Genomic DNA, 24,606 nt, shown 5'->3' with positions numbered 1-24,606 from the left:
CAAGGACTCATGCCGTTGACCAATAAAATGCTCAGAAAGGATGCGACCTAGTCGGTCCTTTTTTGATGGGATGCGGAAATGATTGTTCCCCTTGTTATTCGCTTTTTTGGCGAAAAAATGCTATAATTATCTGATTATATTTTTTGGAGAAATTAGTGAGTTTAGAGAATTACATGCCAGATTTTGCCTTGGAAAAGGCTTATGATGTGACGGTGGACAGTTTGAAAAAGCATGGGATTAAGGTGGTGTTTGTCGATTTAGATAATACCTTGATTGCTTGGAATAATCCTGACGGAACGCCTGAGATGCGCCAGTGGTTGCATGATTTGCGGGACGCAGGTATTCCGGTTGTCGTTGTTTCCAATAATAAATATGAGCGGGTCAAGCGCGCGGTCGAGAAATTCGAGATTGACTTTGAATCTTATGCGCTCAAGCCCTTCACTATCGGCATTAACCGCGCTCTCAAACGCTTTGATGTCAAGCCTAGCGAGGTCATTATGATTGGTGATCAGTTGATGACGGACATTCGGGCGGCCAAGCGGGCAGGACTTAAGTCGGTCCTTGTCAAGCCCTTGATTCGGACAGATTCCATTAATACGCAGATTAACCGTTGGCGTGAGCGACGGACCATGAAGAAAATTATAGCCAAATATGGAGCGATAGACTACAAGAGGGAGATGTAAGTGGAAGAATTATTTTGTATCGGTTGTGGTGCTCAAATTCAGACGACAGATAAAGAGATTGCCGGATTTACTCCCCAATCTGCCCTTGAAAAAGGTCTGGAAACAGGGCAACTCTACTGCCAGCGTTGTTTCCGTTTGCGCCATTACAATGAAATTTCAGATGTCAATATCTCAGATGATGATTTCTTGAAACTTCTCCATAGCGTAGGAGAAAGCGATGCCTTGGTAGTGAATGTCATTGATATTTTTGATTTCAATGGGTCAGTCATTCCAGGTTTATCTCGCTTTATTTCTGGAAATGATGTGCTTTTGGTCGGCAACAAGCAGGACATTTTACCCAAGTCTGTCAAGACAGGCAAGGTTACTCAGTGGTTGACCGAGCGGGCACATGAAATCGGCATGCGACCAGTTGATGTGGTCTTGACTTCAGCCCAAAACAAGCAGGCCATCAAAGATTTGATTGAAAAGATTGAACAACACCGCATGGGACGGGATGTCTATGTGGTCGGCGTGACCAACGTCGGCAAGTCAACCTTGATCAATGCCATTATCCAAGAAATTACTGGGGACAAGGATGTCATTACCACCTCACGTTTTCCAGGGACAACTTTAGATAAGATTGAGATTCCTCTGGATGATGGTTCTTTCATTTATGATACGCCTGGGATTATCCACCGTCACCAGATGGCACATTACCTGACGGCTAAAAACCTCAAGTACATCAGTCCTCGCAAAGAAATCAAGCCAAAGACCTACCAGCTTAATCCAGAACAGACCTTGTTCTTGGCTGGTCTGGGACGATTTGACTTTGTGTATGGCGAACGTCAAGGCTTTACAGCCTTTTTTGACAATGAACTCCAGCTCCACCGCACCAAGTTGCAGGGAGCTAGTGAATTTTACCAGAAACATGCGGGCTCACTTTTAGTGCCACCAACCAGTAAGGAGTTGAAAGAATTTCCTGAGTTGGTTCGTCATGAATTTACCATTAACGAAAAGACGGATGTGGTCTTCTCAGGTCTTGGTTGGATTCGGGTCAATGAAAAGGCCAAGATTGCTGCCTGGGCACCTAAGGGTGTGGATGTGGTCATCCGCAAGGCGATTATTTGATTATTTAAGGAGTGCTTAGAATGGATTCTCTTATGAAGAAAGTATGTGGTGTGCTTGGTATTGTCGGTTTGTGTGTACTGGCCTATTGGTTTTGGCCAGGGGAAGAACCAAATCTTCCCAAAGCCAGTGAGGTCCGGGAAATTCGTTTAGTTCAAGGTCAAGAAGTAGTCAAAATCGACCAATCAGAAGAGATCTCAGCCTTTTTAGCAGAATTAGGAAAGGCAAACAAGACTCGTCAAGATAGTGTTCAAGATGCACCTTTGGTGTCACCTTATGTGCGGATTACATTAGTTATGGCAGACGGTGAAGTCACAGCATTTGCCTATGAGGGAATCTTAAAAAGCTATCTGGAGTTTCCTTACACTGGTATTTACAGGCTAAAAGAGTCCCCTCAAGTGATTCAGAAAATGCTGGCAGACTAGTTCTGCTTGTTTCAAAAAAAGAAAAGAGAAATTATGTCATTAACTTCAAAACAACGTGCCTTTTTGAACAGTCAGGCACACAGTCTCAAACCCATTATTCAGATTGGGAAAAATGGTCTCAATGACCAGATTAAAACCAGTGTTCGTCAGGCGTTGGATGCGCGTGAATTGATCAAGGTAACCTTGCTACAAAATACGGATGAAAACATCCACGAAGTAGCGGAAATTTTGGAAGAAGAAATCGGTGTGGACACGGTTCAAAAAATCGGTCGCATCTTGATTTTATTCAAACAATCTAGCAAGAAAGAGAACCGTAAAATTTCCAAACAGGTCAAAGAAATCTAAGAAGGAGAGCCTATGGCTATTGAACTCTTAACACCCTTTACCAAGGTTGAATTAGAGGTTGAAAAGAAAGAAACCAATCGAAAACAAGTGGGGATTCTGGGTGGGAATTTCAACCCTGTCCACAATGCTCATTTGATTGTGGCAGACCAGGTCCGTCAACAGTTGAAGCTGGATCAAGTCTTGCTCATGCCAGAATTCATTCCGCCTCATGTGGATAAAAAAGAAACCATTGACGAATACCATCGCTATTCCATGCTCAAGATGGCTATTGCAGGTATGGAGGGCTTGGGGATCGAAACCATTGAACTGGAACGCCGTGGTGTCAGCTATACCTACGACACCATGAAATTGCTGAAGGAAAAAAATCCTGATACGGATTATTATTTTATCATCGGTGCAGATATGGTAGACTATCTCCCAAAATGGCACAGGATTGATGAATTGGTCCAGTTGGTGCAGTTTGTTGGTGTGCAGCGCCCTCGTTACAAGGCAGGGACTTCCTACCCGGTTATCTGGGTAGATGTACCCTTGATGGACATTTCCTCCAGCATGGTGCGTAGTTTTATCAAGCAAGGACGGGTGCCGAATTTTATGGTGCCTCATGAAGTTCTGGACTATATCGAAGAAAAAGGACTTTACCAATGATTGCAGCAGATTTGACATTTGACCGTCAGGCTCTTTTGGAAAAAATCCGTGCAGCCATGAAGCCAGCGCGCTTTCAACATGTCTTGGGTGTGGAAGAGGCGGCGCTTGCCTTGGCAGAACAATACGGCTGTGATCCGAAAAAAGCTAGTCTGGCAGCACTCTTGCATGACTATGCCAAGGAAGTGGAAGACCAAGTCTTTCTGGACTTGATTGCCAAGTATAATTTGGACAAGGACCTGCTTAACTGGGATAATAACATCTGGCACGGTGTGGTTGGAGCCTATAAGATCGCAGAAGATTTTGGCTTGAAAGATGAGGAGATTTTCCAAGCCATTCAACGACACACCGTTGGTGCTGGGCAGATGACCTTGCTGGACAAAGTACTCTATGTGGCGGACTACATCGAACCCAATCGGGATTTTCCTGGGGTGGACGAGGCGCGTCGTATCGCAAAAGAGTCCTTGGACAAGGCGGTAGCTTATGAAACTGCCCAAACCATTACTTACTTAGCCAAGAAGGGAATTCCCATTTATCCAAAAACCTTGGAAACCTATAATGGCTATGTTGCTTATTTGAAGGAGTAGGGATGCTTGCATTAAAACCTGTGGATGAGATTTCCTATCAAGCTGTCTTGGACTTGAAAGTAGCCGAGGAGGACAAGGGCTTCGTGGCTCCAAACGTGCGTTCGTTGGCAGATGCCTGGTTATATAGAGATAATGGCGATGTTTTCCCCTATGCAATCTGGGCAGAAGAACAGGTGGTCGGTTTTGCCTTGATTGACATTGATGAGGACATCCAGCAGTATATGCTTTGGCGGTTTATGATTGGTCAAGAATTTCAGGGGAAGGGCTATGGTCAGGCGGCTTTGGAGGTTGTAATAGCAATGGCTCAATCACATCCTGTCTGCAATCATCTGATAGCCGCCTATGTCAAGGGCAACCAAAAGATGGCAAGACTCTTGGAGAAAAAAGGCTTTGTTCTGGAGCTTGAAGAAGAAAGGGAATTGGTTTTCCGTTTGGAAACGCCTGGTGTTAAGCTATGAAATCTGCATTGTTAGTCATTGACATTCAAAACCTTCTAGTGGCGGAAAAACCTTATGCCATTGAAGAGCGATTAGCCCTCTGGCAAGATAGCATCACAAAAGCTCGTCAAGCGGGTATAGAAGTCATCCATGTCCGCCATCATGACCAGGAATTGATCAAGGGGACTGCCGACTGGGAAATTCATCCTTTGGTTGCACCCTTAGAAAATGAAATGATTTTCGATAAGACCTTTAACAGTGCCTTCAAGGAAACGGGGCTTCATGCTTATTTGCAGGAAAAGGGAATTGAGCAGCTCATCATCATGGGCATGGCGACCAATTTTTGCATTGATACGACGATTAAAGTGGCCTTTGAACTAGGCTACAAGGTAGCTGTGATCCAGGACGGAACAACGACAGGTTATTCAGGCAAATTGGATGCCAAAGACTTGATTGACCACTACCAAAACATCTGGTCGTGGAATTTTGCCCAGGTGGATAAATTAGAAAATATAATTAGAGGATAAGATGAAAGAACTAGATTTAGTAAAAGTTGTGGTTCAGGCTGCTGATGACAAGCGAGCTGAGGACCTTGTTGTAATTGATGTTCAGGGTGTGACTAGCCTGACAGATTACTTTGTGATTGCCAGTTCCATGAACAGTCGCCAGTTAGAGGCTATTGCGGAAAACATCCGTGAAAAGGTAGCGGAAGTTGGAATCAAGGGTAGCCGTGTAGAAGGCGATAGTAACGGTGGCTGGGTCCTTTTGGACCTTGGAGGCGTAGTCGTTCATATCTTCTCAGAAGAAATGCGTGACCTCTACAACCTTGAAAAATTATGGCACGAAGGTAGCTTCCTGGAAGTCGCAGAACTTTTAGAAGAGAAGTAGTGAAACAGTTCGGGGAACTGTTTCAGCTGGTCACCTAAAAACTCGAAAGCGACCAAGATGAGCTTACTATTATGTTATGTGATTAGAAGTGATGAACTTCTTGAACACAGCATGAGTTAATGAAGCAGTCGATTGGCTGCTTTTTTATGAAAGGGAAAATGAGAAAATATGGCAACTTATGAAACCTTTGCGGCGGTCTATGATGAAATCATGGATGACAGCTTGTATGATAAATGGACAGATTTTAGCTTGCGGAACTTGCCACAAGACACCAAGACAATTTTAGAATTGGCTTGTGGGACAGGGATTCAGGCTGTACGTTTTGCTCAAAAGGGTTATGAGGTGACAGGGCTTGACCTGTCCTATGAAATGTTGGAATTGGCTCAGAAAAAAGCAGAAGCTGCTGGTGTCATGATGGAACTGGCCCAAGCAGATATGATGGCTCTGGAAGGTGTTGGAGATTTCGATGCGGTGACCTGTTACTCGGACAGTCTGTGCTATATGGCAGACCGAGAAGCCGTTTTGCGGGTTTTTGAAGGCGTTCACTCTGTGCTCAATCAAGGTGGTACTTTCCTTTTTGACGTTCACTCCATCTATCAAATGGAGGAAGTCTTTGCAGGCTATAGCTACCATGAAAACTACGAGGATTTTGCCTTTGTCTGGGACACCTATGAGGGGGAGCATGAGCATTCCATCGTTCATGAATTGACCTTCTTTGTCAAAGATGAGGACAGTCAAGAGGAGCGGTTTATCCGTCGGGATGAAGTGCATGAAGAGCGGACCTATCCGATTGAAACCTATGTGGAATTATTGAAAGAAGCTGGTTTTGCATCTGTGGAAGTCTTTGCGGACTTTGAAGATCAAGCTCCGACAGAAACTAGCCAGCGGTGGTTTTTCAAGGCGGTCAAGGCATGATTTCAGGCATCGTAGCAGAATACAATCCCTTCCATACAGGTCATAAATACCTGCTGGAGCAGGCTGAGGGGTTGAAAATCGTGGTCATGTCTGGTAATTTCATGCAACGGGGTGAGCCAGCTATTGTGGATAAGTGGACACGGGCTCAGATGGCTTTGGAACACGGGGCAGATCTTGTTGTCGAGATGCCCTTTTTGGTGTCTGTCCAGTCGGCTGACCATTTCGCCAAGGGAGCAATCAGCATTTTACACAGGCTAGGTGTGGAAAAACTGGTTTTCGGTACGGAAGAAATGTTGGATTACCAGAAAATTGCGGACATCTATGTGGATAAGTCGGAAGAGATGGAAAATTTTGTGAAAAACTTGCCTGACCATCTCTCTTATCCACAGAAGACCCAGGCTATGTGGCAGGAGTTTGCGGGTCTAACCTTCACAGGTGACACGCCAAATCATATTCTGGCTCTGGCTTATGCTAAGGCGGTGGCTGGAACTGGCATTCAGCTCAGCCCTGTTCAACGGCAGGGGGCTGGTTTTCATTCGGAAGAGGTGGAAACGTCCTACGCCTCGGCGACAGCTATCCGCAAGAGTGCTGACCAGCTGGACTTGGTGCGTGACTTTTTACCGTCTGCCAGTCTCTTTGAAGAGGCGACCAAGGTAAGCTGGAGAAACTATTTTCCTCTGCTCCGCTACCAGATTGCGACCCACCGAGATCTCTGTCAGGTCTTTCAGGTTAATGATGAGCTTGCCAGTCGTATCCGCTCTGCCATTGGGAGCGTAGCGACCGTGGAGGAGTTAGTGGAGGCTGTTGCGACCAAGCGCTATACGAAGGCGAGGGTGCGGCGGGTGCTGACCTACATCCTGGTCAATGCGGTGGAAACTCCCTTGCCAGATGCGGTCCATGTCCTAGGCTTCTCGGCTCGAGGTCAGGCTTATCTCAAGACCGTCAAGGAGCGGGTGGACCTGGTGACGCGGATCGGCAAAGAGCCCTGGGACAGCCTGACCCAGCAGGCGGATGCGGTCTATCAACTGGGAGCTGACGCAATGGCAGAGCAGACCTATGGGCGCGTGCCGGTGAGGGTGGAGTGAGATGAGGAAAGAGACAAGTCAACTAGAAGCCTACAAGACGGAGGCTAAGGAGCGGTGGGGACAGACCGCGGCCTATGCCGAGTTTGAAGAGCGCTACGATGCTAGCAAAGACCGGGTGTTTGCCCAAGAGATGCAGGCTATTTTTGAGGTTTTTGGAAAAATGCAGAGCTTGGAAGCCGATCATCCAGATGTGCAGGCTCAGGTAGCGAACTTGCAGGCCTATATCACGGAAAATTTCTACACCTGCACAAAGGAAATCTTGCAGGGGCTAGGTCTTATGTACGTTGAAGATGAACGATTTTCAGCCAACATTGATCGAGCAGGTGGACTAGGAACAGCAACCTTTGTTAGTCAGGCAATAGCAGTCTACTGTCAAGAATAATCGAAGAAGTCTAGTGAGAACTAGGCTTTTTTTGGTATACTAGATGTAGTTTATGAGTAAGGAGCCACCCTATGATTCAACCAATTAAGAAAGATATTTTCTTCCTGCAGCAGAAGTCTGAGCCTGCGACTCAGCTAGATGTGCAGGTCGGTCAAGACTTGCAGGATACGTTAGCAGCCAACGCTCACGCCTGCGTGGGCATGGCGGCCAACATGATTGGCGTCAAAAAGCGGATTATCATCGTCAACATGGGTTTTAACAACCTGGTCATGTATAATCCCGTCCTCATCAGCAAGGCCAAGCCCTATCAGACTGAGGAGGGCTGTCTGTCGCTCGAAGGTAGCCGCCCCACCACTCGCTATCAGGAGATTGAAGTGGAGTTTTTCGATGCTTCATGGAAAAAGCAGAGCCTAAAGCTGACAGACTTCCAAGCCCAGATTGTTCAGCATGAACTAGATCATTTGGAAGGGATTATCATCTAGTGCTACCAAATCTACCGTCAGGTAGATTTTTTTATAGTCATTTGAATTAACTTTGATACATCGTCACTTTCGACTTGCCATACTTTAGTATAGCCTGCGCCTCAGTTCCATGTCTGAAAGCTAATTCATTCGACTATAAAAAGTCAAAAAAGGGTCAAACAAAACTATTGACTTTTACTGACCAATGGTGTAGAATAATGAATGTAAGGTAATGAGGCCTTGCATATTTTTCAACCAAAAGGTCAGTATAGGTCAAACGCTTATTTGATTTTCTATTAGTCTTATTGGTCAGTAAAGGACAAACTTCTAAGGAGGTTAGGATGAAAGATAAGATTATTTCCTATTAGTAATTTTTTAACTCAAAGGTCAGTATTGGTCAATAAAAATGATAAAAATAAACGAGGTGGAACTATGAACAACAATTTTAATAACTTTAACAATATGGACGATATTTTCAATCAACTCATGGGAAACATGGGTGGCTACAGCACAGAACGTAGACGTTATTCTATCAATGGGCGTGAAGTGACCCCAGAGGAATTTGCCATTTATCGTCAGACTGGTCGCCTGCCGCAGACAGAAGAAGTGGCTCACACCCAGGCTAAAGGTCAGATAAAGTCAGACGGAATTCTGGCAAAACTTGGTCGCAATTTGACCCAAGATGCGCGTGAAGGTAAGTTGGATCCAGTCATTGGACGAAACAAGGAAATCCAAGAAACATCTGAAATCCTAGCTCGTCGGACTAAGAATAATCCTGTTCTGGTCGGTGATGCGGGTGTCGGAAAGACTGCGGTAGTAGAAGGTTTGGCTCAAGCCATTGTCAATGGTGATGTGCCAGCAGCCATTAAGAACAAGGAAATCATCTCCATCGACATTTCAGGCTTGGAAGCTGGGACTCAGTATCGTGGTGCTTTTGAGGAAAATGTGCAGAATCTTGTGGATGAAGTCAAAAAAGCTGGAAATATCATTCTCTTCTTTGATGAAATTCATCAGATTTTGGGAGCTGGTAGCACTGGTGGAGATTCAGGTTCCAAGGGTTTAGCGGATATTCTCAAACCAGCTTTATCCCGTGGGGAATTGACGGTTATCGGTGCCACGACACAGGACGAATACCGCAATACTATTCACAAGAACGCCGCTCTGGCTCGTCGTTTCAATGAAGTCAAGGTTAATGCTCCGTCCGCAGAAGACACCTACCAGATTTTGAAAGGGATTAAGCCGCTTTATGAAGACCACCACAATATTGAATTGCCAGATGAGGTTTTTAGAGCTGCGGTTGATTATTCAGTCCAATATATTCCACAGCGCAGCTTGCCTGATAAGGCTATTGACTTAATCGATGTGACGGCAGCTCATTTAGCAGCTCAACATCCTGTTACAGATATCCAGGCTTTGGAGGCAGAGATTGAACAGGCTAAAGCTTTGCAAAGTCAAGCTGCTGAAAAAGAAGACTACGAAACAGCACTCAATGAAAAAGTCCGCATCGACAAACTCCAAGAACAGATTGACAACCACACGGAGCAACAAAAGGTTGTTGCGACAGTCAACGATGTGGCTCAGGCGGTTGAGCGGATGACAGGAATTCCAGTCTCACAAATGGGAGCTTCTGACATTGAACGACTCAAGGAATTGAAAAATCGTCTGGCAGCAAACGTTATCGGTCAAGACGATGCGGTGGAAGCTGTATCCCGTGCCATTCGTCGTAACCGAGCAGGTTTTGATGACGGAAACCGTCCGATTGGTTCCTTCCTATTTGTTGGTCCGACAGGTGTGGGTAAGACAGAGTTGGCAAAACAGTTAGCGCTAGACTTGTTTGGTAATAAGGATGCCATTATTCGTTTGGATATGTCTGAATACAGCGATCGGACAGCCGTTTCCAAATTAATCGGTACCACAGCTGGTTATGTGGGCTACGATGATAATTCCCATACTCTTACAGAGCGTGTCCGCCGCAATCCGTACTCCATTGTCCTCTTGGATGAGATTGAAAAAGCAGATCGACAAGTGATTACACTTCTCTTGCAAGTGCTGGATGACGGGCATTTGACTGATGGACAGGGCAATCAGGTCAACTTTAAAAATACCATTATCATCGCTACATCTAATGCAGGTTTTGGTTATGGTGTGGAAGAAGATCAAGAAGAAGAGCTAGACATCATGGACCGCATTGCTCCATTCTTCCGCCCAGAGTTTCTCAATCGATTCAATGCAGTTATCGAGTTCAAGCATTTGGATAAAGAAAATCTCAAAGCTATCGTCGATTTGATGTTAGCCCAGGTCAATAAGACCCTATCTAAAAAAGGTATTCACTTAGAAGTGACTGATGCAGCAAAAGAGTTGTTGATGGAAGAAGGCTATGACAAGGCTATGGGAGCTCGTCCACTCCGTCGAGTGATTGAAAATCAAATTCGTGATAAGGTGACAGACTTCTATTTAGACCATACAAATGTGACCAACTTACTCGCGGATGTGACTGACAATGAAATCAAAATTGAAGAGCAAACCTTTTCATAAAAAAATAAGATAATATAGAAAATCTGAGAAGAAATTCTTGGATTTTCTTTTTGAAAAGTATTAATAAGTGTCTAATAAAGCTCATATTGACAGCTTTTGACCAGTTTTACGGAAAAGTTTTTAAAAATATTATATAATTCCTTGACAAGTGCAAACGTTTGCGTTAAACTATGATTGTACTTGAAAGAAAGGAAAACGTTTTTATGGCGAATCGTACCAGTGGAATTTTAATGCATATTACCTCACTTCCAGGTAAGTTTGGTATCGGTACTTTTGGAAAGCCTGCCTATGATTTTGTTGATTTCTTGGTTGAAACCAAGCAGACCTACTGGCAGCTTCTTCCTCTCACAACGACCAGTTATGGGGATTCTCCCTACCAATCATTTTCAGCTATTGCTGGAAATACCCACCTAATTGATTTTGATTTATTGGCAGAAGAAGATTTATTGGCCAACTTTGATTACCAAGATGTGAACTTTGGGGACAATCCAGAAAAAGTGGACTACGCTTTGATTTACGAAGCACGTCGTCCAATCTTGGAAAGAGCTGTTAAAAATTTCTTGACTGATGACAAGCGTAAAGTAGCCTTTCAAGAGTTTGAAAAAGCCAATTCGTCATGGTTAAATGACTATGCGGAATTCATGGCTATTAAAGAACACTTTGGAAACAAGGCCCTACAAGAGTGGGATGACAAGAAAGTTGTTGCTCGAAATGAAGAAGCTCTTGAAAAATACCGCTTGGAATTGGCAGACCAAATTGATTACTTTAAAGTCACTCAATATTTCTTCTTTAGCCAGTGGAAACAGCTAAAAGAATATGCCAATCAAAACCACATTAAGATTATCGGAGACATGCCAATTTATGTTTCTGCTGATAGTGTGGAAGTTTGGACCAAGCCACAGCTCTTCAAGCTTGATAGCGAACGCAAGCCACTTTATGTGGCAGGCGTACCAGCGGATAACTTCTCTGCGGACGGTCAGCTCTGGGGTAACCCGCTCTATGACTGGGAGCAGCATGAGAAGACAGGTTACAACTGGTGGATTTACCGTATTCACGAGAGCTTCAAGATCTACGATGTCTTGAGAATTGACCACTTCAAAGGCTTCTCAGACTATTGGCAGGTAGCTGGAGATGCTAAAGTTGCCAAGGTGGGCACATGGGAGCCAGGTCCAGGCTACAATCTTTTCAAGGCGGTCAAAGAAACCCTTGGTGATTTGCCCATTATTGCAGAGGACCTTGGAAATATCGATGCCAAGGCACGCAAGTTGTTGGCAGACTGCGGCTACCCAGGTATGAAAATCCTAGAATTTGGCTTCTTCGATGTGACAGGGCAGAGCATTGACATCCCACACCGTTGTGTGCCAAACTCGATTGCCTATACCGGTACTCACGACAATGAAGTGGTTAATGGCTGGTATAACAATCTAGAGCCTGAACAACAGGAATTTGTAGATGCCTATACCAACAGAAAACCGATTGAGCCAGTTACTCAAGCCATGCTTCGAACACTGTTTGCAACTGTCAGCGATACAGCTATTGCGACCATGCAAGATGTTCTGGACTTGGGTGAAGACAGCCGTATGAACATGCCTTCAACTGTTGGAGGCAACTGGGAATGGCGGATGAAAGCCGAAGATTTAACCCAGGACCGCATAGACTTCTTAGTCAAAATGACTACACTATATCAACGAGGAAATAAAAATCATGAATAACTTTACTACATTTGCAGAAAGCAAAGCCAATAAGAAATTAGCCGACATGACCAACGAAGAAATCTATCTTCAGTTGCTCAACTATGTCAAACTATCAGCGGCAGATATGCCAAAAAACACAGGTAAACGCAAGGTTTACTATATCTCAGCAGAGTTCCTTATTGGTAAACTCTTGTCAAACAACCTGATCAACTTGGGTGTCTACAAAGACATTCAGGCAGAATTGGCAGCAGCTGGCAAGTCCTTGGCACAGGTTGAAGACGTTGAACCAGAACCATCACTTGGTAACGGTGGACTTGGCCGTTTGGCATCTTGCTTTGTAGATTCTATGTCAACACTTGGTATCAATGGTGAGGGTGTAGGGCTTAACTACCACTGCGGTCTGTTTAAACAAGTCTTCAAGGACAACCAACAAGATGCAGAGCCAAACTTCTGGATTGAAAATGACTCTTGGTTGATTCCAACGAATATCAGCTACGATGTACCATTCAAAAACTTCACCTTGACTTCTAAGTTGGACCGTTTGGATATCCTTGGTTACAAGAAAGACACTAAGAACTACCTCAACTTGTTTGATATCCAGTCTGTCAACTATGGCTTGATTGAAAATGGCATTACGTTTGACAAGACGGCTATCCAAGAAAACTTGACCCTCTTCTTGTACCCAGATGATTCAGACAAGAACGGTGAATTGCTCCGCATTTACCAACAATACTTCATGGTGTCAAATGCTGCCCAGCTCTTGATTGACGAAGCGATTGAGCGTGGTTCAAATGTGCGTGACTTGGCAGACTATGCCTATGTTCAAATCAACGATACTCACCCTTCACTTGTCATTCCAGAATTGATTCGTCTATTGACTGAAAAACACGGTTTGGAATTTGCAGAAGCAGTGGCCATCGTTAAGAACATGACAGGTTACACCAACCACACTATCTTGGCAGAAGCCCTTGAAAAATGGCCATTGTCATTCTTGGAAGAAGTGGTGCCTCACTTGGTAGGCATCATCAAGGAATTGGATGCCTTGGTTGCTAAGGAAGTAGCGGATGTTGCTCTTCACATCATCGACGAGTCTGGTCGTGTGCACATGGCTCACATGGATATCCACTTCTCAAACTCTGTCAACGGGGTTGCGGCTCTCCACACTGAAATCTTGAAAAACTCTGAGTTGAAAGGCTTCTACGAGCTTTACCCAGAAAAATTCAATAACAAGACAAACGGTATCACTTTCCGTCGTTGGTTGGAATTTGCTAACCAAGATCTTGCAGACTACATCAAGGAATTGATTGGCGATGAATACTTGACAGATGCGACTAAGCTTGAGAAATTGCTTGCTTTTGCAGATGACAAGGAAGTGCATGCTAAGTTGGCTGAAATCAAACACAACAACAAATTGGCTCTTAAACGTTACCTCAAAGATAACAAGGGTATCGAATTGGACGAAAACTCTATCATCGATACACAAATCAAACGTTTCCACGAGTACAAACGCCAACAAATGAACGCCTTGTATGTCATCCACAAGTATCTTGAAATTAAGAACGGTAACCTTCCGAAACGTAAAATCACTGTTATCTTCGGTGGTAAGGCAGCTCCAGCTTATATTATCGCTCAAGACATCATTCATTTGATTCTTTGCTTGTCTGAGTTGATTAACAATGACCCAGAAGTGAGCAAGTACCTCAACGTTCACTTGGTAGAAAACTACAATGTGACAGTTGCTGAGAAACTCATCCCTGCAACAGATATTTCAGAACAAATCTCATTGGCTTCTAAAGAAGCATCAGGTACTGGTAACATGAAATTCATGCTCAACGGTGCCTTGACACTTGGTACTATGGACGGTGCTAACGTTGAGATTGCAGAATTAGCAGGCATGGATAACATCTACACATTTGGTAAGGATTCAGATACCATTATCGACTTGTACGACAAGGCTGGTTACGTATCTTCGGACTATTACAATGGTGATGCCAACATCAAACGTGCGGTTGACTTTATCATTAGTGATGAAGTGAAAGCACTTGGTAATGAAGAACGCCTTGGTCGTCTTCACCATGAATTGATCTCGAAAGACTGGTTCATGACCTTGATTGACTTAGCAGAGTACATCGAAGTTAAAGAGCAAGTCTTTGCAGACTACGAAGATCAAGATGCATGGAACAAGAAAGTTGTTCACAATATTGCTAAAGCAGGATTCTTCTCATCTGACCGTACAATCGAGCAGTACAACGAAGACATCTGGCATAGTAAATAATACTTACATAAAAGACAAATCACTTCGGTGGTTTGTTTTTTTTACTCTTTCACCAGAGTTTAAGCCTTGTAGATACGGCGTTTGAGGGTATTTTTGATAGTCTGTTTGAAAATGATGTGAACACTTTTTCCTTGACAATGGGCTTCACTTACTTTAAGATAGAGTTTATAAAAAGTGACAATACTTAAATTTTATAATGTAGCCACTTCGAGAAAGGAGTTCACATGACATTACTAGAAGTGAAAAATTTGACCAAAGTATTTGGTAAAAAGCAGAAGGCTGCCCTTGAAATGGTCAAACAGGGAAAATCAAAAACAGAAATTTTGAAGAAAACAGGTGCCACCGTTGGGGTCTACGATGCTAATTTTTCAATCCAAGAGGGCGAAATTTTTGTCATCATGGGTCTGTCGGGCTCAGGGAAATCAACTTTGGTGCGGATGCTCAATCGTTTGATAGAACCATCATCTGGTAGCATTGTCTTGGATGGTCAAGATATTTCAAAAATGAACGCTGAAGAGCTGCGGCAGGTGCGTCGCCACGATATGAACATGGTTTTCCAAAGTTTTGCCTTATTTCCACATAAGACGATTTTGGAAAACACAGAGTTCGGTCTGGAATTGCGTGGGGTATCAAAAGAAGAACGTCAGGCAGCGGCTGAGAAGGCATTGGAAAATGCAGGCTTGTTGGTCTTCAAGGATCAATACCCAGACCAACTGTCTGGTGGGATGCAACAGCGTGTCGGCTTGGCTAGAGCCTTGGCCAACAAACCGAAAATTCTCTTGATGGATGAGGCTTTTTCAGCCTTGGACCCGCTTATTCGTCGTGAAATGCAGGATGAGCTCTTGGATTTGCAAGCTAGCAATCAGCAAACCATCATCTTTATCAGTCACGACCTCAACGAGGCCTTGCGAATTGGTGATCGTATTGCTCTGATGAGGGACGGGAAAATCATGCAAATCGGTACTGGTGAGGAAATTTTGACCAATCCGGCCAATGATTTTGTTCGTGAATTTATGGAAGATGTCGATCGTTCCAAGGTCTTGACGGCACAAAATATTATGATTAAGCCGATTACGGCAACGGTTGAATTGGACGGGCCGCAAGTTGCTCTGATGCGCATGCGTACAGAGGAGGTTTCTATGTTGATGGCAACCAATCGTCGTCGGGAATTGGTGGGAGCCTTGACCGCAGATGCTGTTATCGAGGCGCGTCGTAAGGGCTTGCCACTGTCTGATGTCATTGATAAGGACGTTCTGACGGTTTCAAAAGATACAGTGATTACAGATATTATGCCTCTGATTTATGATTCGTCGGCGCCGATTGCCGTGACGGACGAGCACAATAAGCTCCTTGGGGTTATTATTCGCGGGCGCGTGATTGAAGCCTTGGCTAATATTCCAGATGATGGCACTGCGTCAGAAACAGAGGAAAACTAGAGAAAGAGGTTAGATATTTTGGATTTATTGCAAGAAAAACTACCAGTGGCAGAGCTGGTAGAGGCCTTGACCAGTTGGTTGACCACGACCTTCGCAGGGCTGTTTGATATACTACAAGCCATCGGGAGTACCTTGATGGACTGGATCACCAACACCTTATTGTTCATTCATCCGCTCCTATTTATCGGATTAGCAACTGTAGCTGTATGGTTTTTGGCACGAAAAAAATGGCCCCTGCCAGTCATGACTTTCTTGGGCCTGCTCTTTATTTACAACCAAGGGTTGTGGGATGAATTGATCAACACCTTGACTCTGGTCATCGTAGCCAGCCTGATCTCGATTGTTATCGGGGTTCCTCTGGGAATTTGGATGGCCAAGAACAATACGGTCAAGAAAATTGTCAATCCGATTTTGGACTTTATGCAGACCATGCCGGCCTTTGTTTATCTGATTCCGGCGGTAGCCTTCTTCGGGATTGGCATGGTGCCGGGTGTGTTTGCATCAGTGATTTTCGCCCTACCGCCGACAGTTCGGTTTACTAATTTGGCGATCCGTGAAATTTCGACAGAGTTGGTTGAGGCAGCGGATGCTTTTGGTTCAACGTCGGCTCAGAAATTGTTTAAGGTTGAATTGCCCTTGGCTAAAAATACCATTATGGCTGGTGTCAATCAGACCATGATGTTGGCCCTGTCCATGGTGGTTACTGGTTCTATGATCGGGGCGCCAGGTCTGGGTCGTGAAGTCCTGTCTGCCCTTCAGAAGGCGGACATCGGGAATGGATTTGTATCTGGTATTTCCTTGGTTATCTTAGCGATTATCCTTGACCGTGTCACTCAGGCTTTCAATGCCAAACGTGAAATTGGACAAAAATCGTCAACCAACAAGTGCATCGCTCTAGCGGCCTTGCTGGTATTTGTCGGAGCAGCTTTGGGACGAAGCTTCCTAGCCTTGACTTCTGGAAATACAGAGCAGGGACAGACGGTGACCATTTCCCATACTCAGTGGGATACTGAGGTGGCGTCGACAACTGTCATTGCCAAGGTCTTGGAAGAGGCGGGCTACCACGTAAAAATGGTACCGCTGGATAATGCCGTCATGTGGCAGTCAGTTGCAAACGGGGACTCGGATTTCTCAGTCAGTCCTTGGTTGCCGGTCACACAGGCGTCGCTCTATGACAAACATAAGAACCAATTAGATGATTTGGGACCAAATATGGAAGGGACTAAGCTCGGATTGGTTGTCCCAGCCTATATGGATGTGACTAGCATTGCGGACCTGTCTAATCAGGCGACCACAACTATCACAGGGATTGAGCCCGGTGCTGGAATTATGGAGGCGGCTGAAAATGCCCTGCAAGACTATGGAAACTTGTCTGGTTGGGAATTGACCAAGGCCTCTACAGGTGCCATGACAACCGCTTTAGAAAAAGCGATTGCCAACCAAGACGAAATCATCGTAACGGGCTGGTCTCCGCACTGGATGTTCTCCAAATATGACTTGAAATACTTGGACGACCCAGAAGGTTCATTTGGTTCGACAGAAAATATCCATACGATTGCACGGAAAGGTCTACAAGAGGATATGCCTCAATTGTACCAAATTGTGGATAATTTCCACTGGACCTCTGAGGATATGGAGTCCATTCTTTTGGATATGAATGAGGGGATGTCTCCTGACGATGCCGCTCAAAAATGGATTGATGTCAACCGCGAAACGGTTGACCAATGGTTGAATGAGTAAGATAAGTCTATAGTGATAAAACCAGTTGTTCGTATTTGTACAACTGGTTTTTCATTTTGTCGAATGGAGAAAAAAACTAGTAGAGAATGTCAACAGTCAGGCGGTAAACGTTTACAGGTAGCGGATGTTTTTGTATAATAATATAAAAAACAAAAAATGGAGGTAACTATGAAAAAGCATAGCTATTTGTACTTAGCAGGTCTTGCGCTTGCTATGGCGACAAGTCCATGGGCTACAGTCAAGGCCAATACGGAACCTGTTTCACCAGAAACAGGCACCAGTCTTGAAGCTGTGAATGCACCGATTGCCAGTTCCACAGACTTATCTGCAACTCCAGCTAGTGAGGAGCTTAACACTGGTGAACAAGCTGTAGATGCAGAGACGCAAATCACTAGCATGATTGACGACATGTCTACACGGCAAAAAATCACGCAGATGTTGATGCCGGATTTTCGTAAGTGGCAGACGGAAGGTAGCGAAGTGGTGAGCGACCTGACGGTTGTTAATGAAGAAATTGCAGAAGCGATTGATGGGTACGATTTTGGTGGCGTTATCCTCTTTGCGGAAAACGTAAAGGAAACGGAACAAACCCTCAATCTTACACAGGATATGCAAGCAGCTGCAGTTGGAAATAAGGCTCAGAATGGGAATATCCCTCTCTTGATTGCTATTGACCAGGAAGGGGGAATTGTTTATCGTCTGGGTTCAGGTACGGCCCTACCAGGGAATATGGCATTGGGTGCCACCCGTGATCCAGAGTTAGCTAGACAGGCTGGTGAGATTATCGGTAGGGAATTATCTGCTTTGGGTGTCAATGTGGATTTTGCGCCGGTATTGGATACAAATAATAATCCTCAAAACCCTGTTATCGGTCTGCGTTCCTTCTCATCTAATCCTGAACTTGTTGCCTCCCTAGGAATTCCTTTGATGCAGGGAATTCAGGCCCATAATGTGGCTGTAGCAGCTAAGCATTTCCCAGGCCATGGGGACACCGCAACCGACTCTCATACAGGTCTTCCTCTGGTAGATAAGTCAATGGAAGAATTGGCAGCCTTAGAATTAGCTCCGTTTAAAGCTGCCATGGATGGCGGAGTGGACATGATTATGACAGCTCATATCCAATACCCACAGATTGAGAAAGATACCTATGTTTCTAAAAAATCTGGCGAAGAAATTCATATTCCTGCTACCCTGTCTGATGATATTTTGACAGGCATTGTCCGCAATCAGTATGGCTATGATGGAATTATTGTTACGGATGCTATGGGTATGGACGCCATTTCTCAAAACTTTGGGGAATCCGAAGCAGCGATCATGGCCATACAAGCAGGTGTGGATATTGTCTTGATGCCAACAGTTTTGAGAAACAAGCTTGATTTAGCTAAAATCGATGCTATTATTGATGACATCGAAGCTGCAGTGGCGCAGGGACACATTACAGAAGGCATGCTGGATGATTCTGTTCGACGGATTTTACGTTTGAAAGCAAAACGCGGCGTATTGGACTTTGACTTGGCGGCAAGAACTGCAGAGGCAGCCAACCAGGCGGTAGGATCTGATTTGAATAGAGACCTGGAAAGACAAATTGCCGCCAGCGCGGTAACGGTGGTTAAGAACGATGATACTATCTTGCCATTTAAGTTGACTGCTGGTGACCATGTCTTATTATTGGGTGCCTATAATAACGAACTTCCTGGCCTTGATTTGGGAATGAGACGCTTGCAGGCGGATGGTATTATACCAGCAGATGTTACATTTGAAACTGTCAGATACAATGCGGAATCTAGTTCGGAAAGCTTGAAAGAAAGTTTAGACAAAGCGAGTCATATTATCCTTGTGTCGGAAATTGGACGTGAATCTCATTTGGCTAGTGACCATTGGTTGACCAGGGTTCCTACTGAGGTTGTAGATTACGCTAATAGCCAAGGTAAGCTAGTTGTTGTCATGAGTATTTCCAAACCTTATGATGTTGCTAACTATCCAGCTGCTAAGGCAATTGTAGCAGTCTATGGTAACAAGGGAATGGATCCAACGGAGGCTCTCCGACCAGATAATGCGTTCGGTCCAAATATTCCAGCTGGGGTAGAAGTTATCTTTGCCGGCCTACCACACAAGGGTAGCTTGCCTGTAGACATACCTCTGATTAAGGATGGATTGCTCAGTACAGACCAGGTTGCCTACCCAATTGGTTTTGGATTGAGTTATGATGAGCCTGCCAAAGGAATTTTAGCCGTTCTTCCGGAAGCAGCTAAAATTGGTCAGGAATTCCCTGTGACACTAGAGTTGGGCGATCTCAAAGGCATTGAAAAAGGTACTTACCAAATTCGTTTACACTTTGATCCGGCTCTAGTAGATGGAGTTCTTTCAGAGGGAATCAAGCTTGAAGGGAATACCTTTGTGGTTGAAAAAGAAGCTGGTGATTTATCATCTATTGCATTGAGTCTCAAGGCTAAGACAAGTGGGTCAGTTGCACCGATTCTATTTGTGGAGCTGGTTGACCAGCTTGGACGAATCTTTAGCCTGGGGCAAGCAGCTTATCAAGGGCTGACGGTTTTAGTTACTTCTGATAGCAAGGTGGTTACAACGACTCCGATAGATAAAGACGTTAAGGACCAGACGGCCGAATCTAACAAGGACTCAAACAAGGACGAGGTTTCTACTGAGTCTACTGTTTCTGCTGAGGAAGAAAGCAAGAAAATGGAAACTACAACAACTCAACCAGTCCTGCCAAATACTGGTGACAGTCAAAATATTTCCTTCTTGTTGCTAGGTTTGACCGGCTTGGCATCCTTGGCTGCTTTGAAAAAGAAAAGAAGCTGAGCTTATCAGAAAGGCAGTGAAGTCTGATATCACTCCTTGAAAGTAAAATGCTCAAGGTGTAATAAGGACAAACATCGTTTCGGTGTTTGTCTTTTTTAGCGCTCACGACACAAGAAAACCCAGTGCCTATACACTGGGTTGAATAGAGAGAATGGGTTGATCACCGTTTGGCCATTGAAACAAAGGTAACCTTATCTGGTCGGTAGGTGATGGTTCCGTACTGGAAGGGACGGCCGTCTGCTAAATAGGTGGTACTGGTAACGGAGATCACCATGTCGTAGCCTGCCAGGTCTAGCAGGCTTTTTTCTTCTTCTGTCGCAAAGCGGAAGGAAATTTCTCGGCGGGAATGGGAAATTTCTAAGCCAAGGTCGTTTTCCAAATACTGATAAATCGATTTTTCAGCGATTTCCTTGCTGAGATAGGGAACAATCCTGCGGTCAAAGTAGGAAATCTCATACTCTAATCGCTCACCGTCGATAGTCCGAACGCGGCTGACACGGTAGAGATCAGTTTTTTCATCCACTTCCAATTCCTTCATGACCTCTGGTTGACCTTGGACAATATAGAGATTGGTCAATTCGGTCTGGACTTGATGGTGGGCAGAGCGGTTGAGTTCGCTGACGGTCTTCAATTCGGACACAAATGGTTTTCTGACCAGGTTATGGTCCAAAATAATCGAGTTTCGTCCCTGACGTTTTTGGATATAGCCATCCATCTCCAACAGTGATAGGGCCTTGCGGATAGTATCCTTGGAATAGGAGTAGATATCCATTAGCTCATTTTCGGTTGGCATCTCTTGATTGGCCTGCCAGATATTTTGTTCAATTTTTTCCTTGATATCAGCATAGACTTTCTTGTATTTACTCATTGGGGGGTAACTTCCTAGCTTGCTATTTATCGCTAGTATATCATAAAAAATGCCAAAGGTCAGTATTCTAAGTCCAGATAAACTTTTACGTAAAACATTTTAAATTATTCCGTAAAAGTATTGACAAGTGAAAACGTTTACGTTATAATAAGGCTACAAGTTGAAAAGGTTTAACGAAGTAAATAGAAAGGAGAGATATGAAATTACTAACAGTCAATGTTCATGCCTGGCTAGAAGATGACCAGCATGAAAAATTGGATATTTTAGCTCAGACCATTGCCCAAAAGCAATATGATGTGATCGCTCTTCAGGAAGTCAATCAGCTAATGACAAGTCCCTTGGTGACCAAAGACTTACGCCAAGACAATTATGGTTTGGTTTTGCTTGAAAAGCTGAAAGAGCTTGGAGTAGCAGACTATTCTTATTTCTGGTCCAATTCCCATATTGGTTACGATAGATATGATGAAGGAATTGCCTTCTTGACTAAACTACCTGTCTATGAAGTAGATGCCTTCTACTGTAGTCAGAACCAAGACCTGACATCAATCTTATCTAGAAAAATCATCGGTTTGACAGTCTTGCACGAGAAGGAATGGATTGACATTTATTCTTGTCATATCAATCTTCCTGACAGTAAAGAAGAAAATCAGTTAGAGAATATTCGCTCGATTGTGGAACGGACAAGTTCGGGACGTTTGAAAATTCTAATGGGAGATTTCAATACGGATGCCCTGTCAAATCCACAAGCCTATCAAGCAATCAAGGACTTAGGTTTATATGATAGTTATGATTTGGCTGAGAAAAAGGATAGGGGAATCACCGTTGAAAAAGCCATTGATGGGTGGGCAGGTCATAGTCAGGAAAAACGTCTGGACTATGTGTTCTTAAATCAGAAAAGACAGGTTCAATCCAGTCGTGTGATTTTCAATGGAGATAATCTTCCCATTATTTCAGACCACTTTGGTGTGGAAGTTAACATTAGTATTTAAAGGTCAACTGACCAAGAAAAATTTAGGAGAAACATATGAAAAAATTTCTTAGTTTCGAATTTTGGCAAAAATTCGGTAAATGTTTGATGGTAGTGATCGCCGTTATGCCGGCGGCAGGTCTGATGGTTTCTATCGGAAACTCGATTCCACTAATCAGTCCTGAATCAGAATTGCTCATTCGTATTGGGAATATCATTGCCCAAATCGGTTGGGGGATTATCGGAAACCTTCACTTGCTCTTTGCCTTGGCAATCGGTGGTAGCTGGGCTAAGGAAAAAGCTGGCGGTGCTTTCTCAGCAGGTCTTGCCTTTATCCTCATTAACTTGATTACCGGTCACTTCTTCGGTGTAACTACTGATATGTTGGCAGATGCGACTGCGACTGTTAGCACAGTCTTTGGGACAGAAATTCCAGTATCTGGATACTTTGTCAATATCCTTGGTCAGCCTGCTTTGAACATGGGTGTCTTTGTAGGGATTATTGCTGGTTTTGTTGGTGCGACTGCTTACAACAAATACTACAACTATCGCAAGTTGCCAGATGTATTGACCTTCTTTAACGGCAAACGCTTCGTACCATTTGTGGTTATCTATCGCTCAGTTCTTGTAGCGCTTGGTTTGGCAATCTTCTGGCCTCTTGTACAAACTGGTATTAACAGTTTTGGTAAATGGATTGCAACATCACAAGACACAGCTCCTATTGTAGCTCCATTCGTTTATGGTACCTTGGAACGTTTGCTTCTTCCATTTGGTCTTCACCACATGTTGACCATTCCAATGAACTATACATCACTTGGTGGGACCTATGACATCTTGACAGGTGCTCAAGCAGGTACACAGGTATTTGGTCAAGATCCGCTTTGGTTGGCTTGGATTACTGACTTGATCAACCTCAAAGACGCTGGCGATATGGCTCAGTACAATGACTTGCTTGCTAATGTAACTCCTGCTCGCTTTAAAGTAGGTCAAATGATTGGTTCCTCTGGTATTCTCATGGGCTTGACCCTTGCTATGTACCGCAATGTTGATGAGGATAAGAAGAAAAAATATCGTGGTATGTTCCTTTCATCTGCTGCAGCCGTCTTTTTGACAGGTGTAACAGAACCAATTGAGTTTATGTTCATGTTTGCAGCAATGCCACTCTATGTCGTTTATGCTTTTGTACAAGGTGCTGCTTTTGCTATGGCGGATATTGTCAATTTGCGTATGCACTCATTTGGTAATATCGAATTCCTTACACGTACACCGATGGCGATTAAAGCTGGTATCGGTATGGATGCTTTCAACTTTATCTGGGTAACAGCCCTCTTTGCAGTTGCAATGTACTTCATTGCCAACTTCATGATTCAAAAATTCAACCTAGCAACAGCTGGACGCAATGGTAACTATGATACAGAAACAACAGATGTGGTTTCAAATTCAAACGTAGATACTGCGGATGCTAGTTCACAAGTGGTACAAATCATCAACTTGCTTGGTGGTCGTGATAATATCGCAGATGTGGATGCTTGCATGACTCGTCTTCGCGTAAGTGTCAAAGATGTGGCACAGGTTGGAGATGAAAATGCTTGGAAACAGGCGGGTGCTATGGGCTTGATTATCAAAGACTCAGGTGTTCAAGCAGTCTACGGACCAAAAGCAGATGTTCTCAAATCAGACATTCAAGACTTACTAGAATCTGGCGTAGCTATTCCTCGTACGGAAATTGTTGCAAGTGAAACAGTAGTGGAGGAAGCACAATTCAAGGGTGTGACGGAGACAGTTTACTCTGTTGCTGAAGGGCAAGTCATTGCCATCACAGAAGTGAAAGATCCAGTCTTCTCACAAAAAATGATGGGTGACGGTTATGCAGTTGAGCCTAGCTCCGGCAATGTTTATGCACCAGTTTCAGGTATTGTAACCAGTGTCTTCCCAACCAAACACGCTGTCGGTATTTTGTCTGACAAGGGTGTAGAAGTCTTGGTGCACGTTGGCCTAGATACGGTTGCTCTAAACGGTGCTCCATTCTCAACTAAGGTTACAGATGGTCAACGCGTTGAAGCAGGCGACTTGCTCCTTGTCGCAGATTTGGAAGCCATTCGCTCAGCAGGACGTGAAACAACTATCGTCGTTGCCTTCACAAACACTGCAGAAATCAAATCTGTCAGCCTTGAAAATCTTGGACAGGTCAGTCAAGATAGCCAAGTTGCGACAGTTGAGTTGTAAGATAAAAAGACAAGCGAAAGTTCTATAATGAAGTTAGCCACCCCAACCTAGCCAAAAAACAGCTGTTTCAACTGGTTCAGCTGTCTGTTCT

The 24,606-nt window shown here is 44.2% G+C and carries 22 protein-coding genes; 21 read left to right on the top strand and 1 reads right to left on the bottom strand.

The window, feature by feature from the left end; genetic code table 11:
• Positions 1–155: 155 nt before the first annotated feature.
• From ACHBGV_RS05255 to ACHBGV_RS05165, 19 genes are all read left to right on the top strand, one after another.
• Complete coding sequence (locus tag ACHBGV_RS05255) at positions 156–683, top strand: YqeG family HAD IIIA-type phosphatase (protein WP_306455662.1); 528 nt, start codon at positions 156–158, stop codon at positions 681–683.
• Positions 684–1,790, top strand: coding sequence for a ribosome biogenesis GTPase YqeH (gene yqeH / locus ACHBGV_RS05250; RefSeq protein WP_394735803.1), 1,107 nt, complete (start codon positions 684–686; stop codon positions 1,788–1,790).
• Positions 1,791–1,822: 32 nt separating this feature from the next.
• On the top strand, positions 1,823–2,212 hold the full coding sequence (locus ACHBGV_RS05245) for a DUF5301 domain-containing protein (protein WP_394735802.1): 390 nt from the start codon (positions 1,823–1,825) through the stop codon (positions 2,210–2,212).
• Positions 2,213–2,245: 33 nt separating this feature from the next.
• Positions 2,246–2,557: a ribosome assembly RNA-binding protein YhbY gene (yhbY, locus tag ACHBGV_RS05240; protein ID WP_004195298.1), complete on the top strand. Its 312-nt coding sequence runs from the start codon at positions 2,246–2,248 to the stop codon at positions 2,555–2,557.
• Between the two features lie 12 nt (positions 2,558–2,569).
• Positions 2,570–3,202, top strand: coding sequence for a nicotinate-nucleotide adenylyltransferase (locus ACHBGV_RS05235; RefSeq protein WP_029177780.1), 633 nt, complete (start codon positions 2,570–2,572; stop codon positions 3,200–3,202).
• Positions 3,199–3,786 carry a bis(5'-nucleosyl)-tetraphosphatase (symmetrical) YqeK gene (yqeK, locus tag ACHBGV_RS05230; RefSeq protein ID WP_394735801.1) on the top strand — a complete coding sequence of 196 codons (588 nt, stop codon included), beginning with the start codon at positions 3,199–3,201 and terminating at the stop codon, positions 3,784–3,786. The genes ACHBGV_RS05235 and yqeK overlap by 4 nt, the downstream gene beginning before the upstream one ends.
• 2 nt (positions 3,787–3,788) lie before the next feature.
• A complete protein-coding gene (locus ACHBGV_RS05225; RefSeq protein WP_394735800.1) occupies positions 3,789–4,244 on the top strand; it encodes a GNAT family N-acetyltransferase in 456 nt (151 codons plus the stop codon).
• Positions 4,241–4,750 (top strand): cysteine hydrolase family protein, encoded by a 510-nt coding sequence (locus ACHBGV_RS05220; protein ID WP_394735799.1) that lies wholly within the window; start codon positions 4,241–4,243, stop codon positions 4,748–4,750. Before ACHBGV_RS05225 ends, ACHBGV_RS05220 begins: the two co-directional genes overlap by 4 nt.
• Before the next feature lies 1 nt (position 4,751).
• A complete protein-coding gene (gene rsfS, locus ACHBGV_RS05215) occupies positions 4,752–5,111 on the top strand; it encodes a ribosome silencing factor (protein ID WP_099809825.1) in 360 nt (119 codons plus the stop codon).
• Positions 5,112–5,279: 168 nt separating this feature from the next.
• Positions 5,280–6,026 carry a class I SAM-dependent DNA methyltransferase gene (locus ACHBGV_RS05210; RefSeq protein ID WP_394735798.1) on the top strand — a complete coding sequence of 249 codons (747 nt, stop codon included), beginning with the start codon at positions 5,280–5,282 and terminating at the stop codon, positions 6,024–6,026.
• Positions 6,023–7,111, top strand: a complete 1,089-nt coding sequence (locus ACHBGV_RS05205; protein WP_394735815.1) for a nucleotidyltransferase — start codon at positions 6,023–6,025, stop codon at positions 7,109–7,111. Before ACHBGV_RS05210 ends, ACHBGV_RS05205 begins: the two co-directional genes overlap by 4 nt.
• A gap of 1 nt (position 7,112) precedes the next feature.
• On the top strand, positions 7,113–7,493 hold the full coding sequence (locus ACHBGV_RS05200) for a TipAS antibiotic-recognition domain-containing protein (protein ID WP_394735797.1): 381 nt from the start codon (positions 7,113–7,115) through the stop codon (positions 7,491–7,493).
• Between the two features lie 71 nt (positions 7,494–7,564).
• Positions 7,565–7,975 carry a peptide deformylase gene (locus ACHBGV_RS05195; RefSeq protein WP_394735796.1) on the top strand — a complete coding sequence of 137 codons (411 nt, stop codon included), beginning with the start codon at positions 7,565–7,567 and terminating at the stop codon, positions 7,973–7,975.
• 411 nt (positions 7,976–8,386) lie between these two features.
• Positions 8,387–10,489: an ATP-dependent Clp protease ATP-binding subunit gene (locus ACHBGV_RS05190; protein ID WP_394735795.1), complete on the top strand. Its 2,103-nt coding sequence runs from the start codon at positions 8,387–8,389 to the stop codon at positions 10,487–10,489.
• Positions 10,490–10,692: 203 nt separating this feature from the next.
• On the top strand, positions 10,693–12,201 hold the full coding sequence (gene malQ / locus ACHBGV_RS05185) for a 4-alpha-glucanotransferase (RefSeq protein WP_394735794.1): 1,509 nt from the start codon (positions 10,693–10,695) through the stop codon (positions 12,199–12,201).
• Positions 12,194–14,458 carry a glycogen/starch/alpha-glucan family phosphorylase gene (gene glgP, locus ACHBGV_RS05180; RefSeq protein WP_394735793.1) on the top strand — a complete coding sequence of 755 codons (2,265 nt, stop codon included), beginning with the start codon at positions 12,194–12,196 and terminating at the stop codon, positions 14,456–14,458. Before malQ ends, glgP begins: the two co-directional genes overlap by 8 nt.
• 224 nt (positions 14,459–14,682) lie before the next feature.
• Complete coding sequence (locus ACHBGV_RS05175; protein WP_105111176.1) at positions 14,683–15,894, top strand: glycine betaine/L-proline ABC transporter ATP-binding protein; 1,212 nt, start codon at positions 14,683–14,685, stop codon at positions 15,892–15,894.
• 15 nt (positions 15,895–15,909) lie between these two features.
• Positions 15,910–17,634, top strand: coding sequence for an ABC transporter permease/substrate binding protein (locus tag ACHBGV_RS05170; protein ID WP_105111177.1), 1,725 nt, complete (start codon positions 15,910–15,912; stop codon positions 17,632–17,634).
• A gap of 213 nt (positions 17,635–17,847) precedes the next feature.
• On the top strand, positions 17,848–20,454 hold the full coding sequence (locus tag ACHBGV_RS05165; RefSeq protein ID WP_394735814.1) for a glycoside hydrolase family 3 N-terminal domain-containing protein: 2,607 nt from the start codon (positions 17,848–17,850) through the stop codon (positions 20,452–20,454).
• A gap of 160 nt (positions 20,455–20,614) precedes the next feature.
• Here ACHBGV_RS05165 and ACHBGV_RS05160 read toward each other — a convergent pair whose 3' ends face one another.
• A complete protein-coding gene (locus tag ACHBGV_RS05160) occupies positions 20,615–21,322 on the bottom strand; it encodes a UTRA domain-containing protein (RefSeq protein WP_394735792.1) in 708 nt (235 codons plus the stop codon).
• A gap of 197 nt (positions 21,323–21,519) precedes the next feature.
• On the opposite strand from ACHBGV_RS05160, the gene ACHBGV_RS05155 reads away from it, so the two are divergent.
• Both ACHBGV_RS05155 and ACHBGV_RS05150 read left to right on the top strand, forming a co-directional pair.
• Positions 21,520–22,311, top strand: coding sequence for an endonuclease/exonuclease/phosphatase family protein (locus ACHBGV_RS05155; RefSeq protein WP_105111180.1), 792 nt, complete (start codon positions 21,520–21,522; stop codon positions 22,309–22,311).
• Between the two features lie 35 nt (positions 22,312–22,346).
• Positions 22,347–24,515, top strand: coding sequence for a PTS transporter subunit IIBC (locus tag ACHBGV_RS05150; protein ID WP_394735791.1), 2,169 nt, complete (start codon positions 22,347–22,349; stop codon positions 24,513–24,515).
• Positions 24,516–24,606 lie beyond the last annotated feature (91 nt).

Source organism: Streptococcus sp. A34, assembly GCF_043674115.1.
Lineage (GTDB): Bacteria > Bacillota > Bacilli > Lactobacillales > Streptococcaceae > Streptococcus > Streptococcus suis_V.
The sequence above is the reverse complement of the archived record's forward strand: the minus strand, read 5'-3'. Positions and strand labels throughout refer to the sequence as shown.